Below are 1,551 nucleotides of genomic sequence, written 5' to 3' on the forward strand. Positions count from 1 at the left end.
TGTCCCGTCCTGAAATTACTTGTCGTTTTTGAGTGGTAGTACTGGAATAAATTTACATCTTCTTTCTAGTAATCCTATTTTTTCTTTACAAGCCGTTTTTGTTAGTCCGGTTTTTACTTTACCTGTGTCCCATTTGCATTATTGGGATACCTGGTTATAGTTATCTGGGTTATCAGAAAGGCTTTATTTCAAATGTTTACGTGCTCTTCCTCCTTTCCTTTTTTGCGATAAGGATAATGCTTCCAACGTTTGCTAATTTCGCCTGACATCTCATGAGCCTGATCTGGCGTGAAATAATCCAGACTTGCATGAGGTCGTTTTTCGTTATAATGCCGGACCGTTATAGCGATACCTTTCTTTGCCTCTTTGTGATTCTGGTAAACCTTTTTTGGAAAAAACTCATTTTTGATAATCCCATTTACACGCTCAGCCAGTGCATTTTCATATGGACTTCCGCTTTGGGTCATACTGATCGCAATCCGGTCGTCGTTTAACATTGCAGTATAATTCTGGGAACAATATTGTATTCCCCGATCTGAATGATGGATAAGAATAAATGGTGATTTTCTCTTTCTACTTTCGATGGCCATCTCCAAAGCTGCTATACATCCTATGGCCTCCAGACTCGGATGAAGGGCGTAGCCGACGATTTTTCTGGAGTAAGCATCGGTAATTAAACTCAGATAACTGAAGCCTTCCGATGTTCTTATATAGGTGATATCACTTACCCACAGTTGCTCTGGGGCTGATAGGATCAGGTGAGTAGTTAGATTAGGGTACTTTCTTAGCCAATGATGGGAGTCAGTCGTTTTTACCGTCTGTTTTCTTCTACGTATTAATAAACCATGAAAACGCAGAAGATCATAAAGGAGATCCCTTCCCATCTTTATATCGTGCTTTTTCATTTCCGGTATAAGCAAAAACAACAGTTTCCTCGTTCCTAACATCGGAATTGTAGCTCTAAATTCGCCAACTAAAGTCAATACGACCATATGCGCGATACTGGTCTGGGAAGCTTTATGGTGGGCTAAATAATATGCCTGACGACTCACACCAAACAATGCACAAAATTCTACTAGACTATTGCCTGGTAGTTTTTGCCTCATTCTTAAGATTGTTTGGTACCACGCTTTTTTCGAATCTTGATGTGCAACTCACTTTCAGCTACTTCAATCATCGTTTCCAGCGCAATATTCTTCAATTGCGCGTCTTCCAATGCCTTGGTTAGTTCCTCGATCTTCTTTAGAAGCAGTTTTGATTCCTGGGATTCATTCATCTGTAAAAGCTTATTAGGGCCTTGCCTGTCAAACAAGGTAACTAAATTATGCTTGACACGCCATAAGCCAATAGTGCTTTTAGGTATACCATATTTTTGGCTTGCCCCGCGTTGACTTAGTAAGCCTGACTGGACCTCTTCTGCGATTTTTTCTTTCGTTTTTTCATCCAGCCTTCCCCAAGGCTGACGATTTTGAACGGTAACTTTTGTCTTTTTAATTGCTTTTGCTTTCATTTTTGCTTTGCTTCAATGACAAGCTATAGCAGGACAAGACA

2 protein-coding genes are annotated in these 1,551 nt (G+C 40.1%); both read right to left on the reverse strand.

The features are described 5' to 3' along the window. Nucleotides 1-188: 188 nt before the first annotated feature. Nucleotides 189-1,106 carry an IS3 family transposase gene (locus R2Q80_RS21865; RefSeq protein WP_316801647.1) on the reverse strand — a complete coding sequence of 306 codons (918 nt, stop codon included), beginning with the start codon at nucleotides 1,104-1,106 and terminating at the stop codon, nucleotides 189-191. 2 nt (nucleotides 1,107-1,108) lie between these two features. Beyond that, nucleotides 1,109-1,510, reverse strand: a complete 402-nt coding sequence (locus tag R2Q80_RS21870; RefSeq protein WP_316801648.1) for a helix-turn-helix domain-containing protein — start codon at nucleotides 1,508-1,510, stop codon at nucleotides 1,109-1,111. Nucleotides 1,511-1,551: the final 41 nt, after the last annotated feature.

The organism is Pedobacter frigidisoli (assembly GCF_032678525.1).
Lineage (GTDB): Bacteria > Bacteroidota > Bacteroidia > Sphingobacteriales > Sphingobacteriaceae > Pedobacter > Pedobacter frigidisoli_A.

Bases quoted from the DNA above. Each gene is read 5' to 3' on its own strand.
- R2Q80_RS21865 (WP_316801647.1), bottom strand. From the start codon at position 1,106: ATGAGGCAAAAACTACCAGGCAATAGTCTAGTAGAATTTTGTGCATTG.
- R2Q80_RS21870 (WP_316801648.1), bottom strand. From the start codon at position 1,510: ATGAAAGCAAAAGCAATTAAAAAGACAAAAGTTACCGTTCAAAATCGT.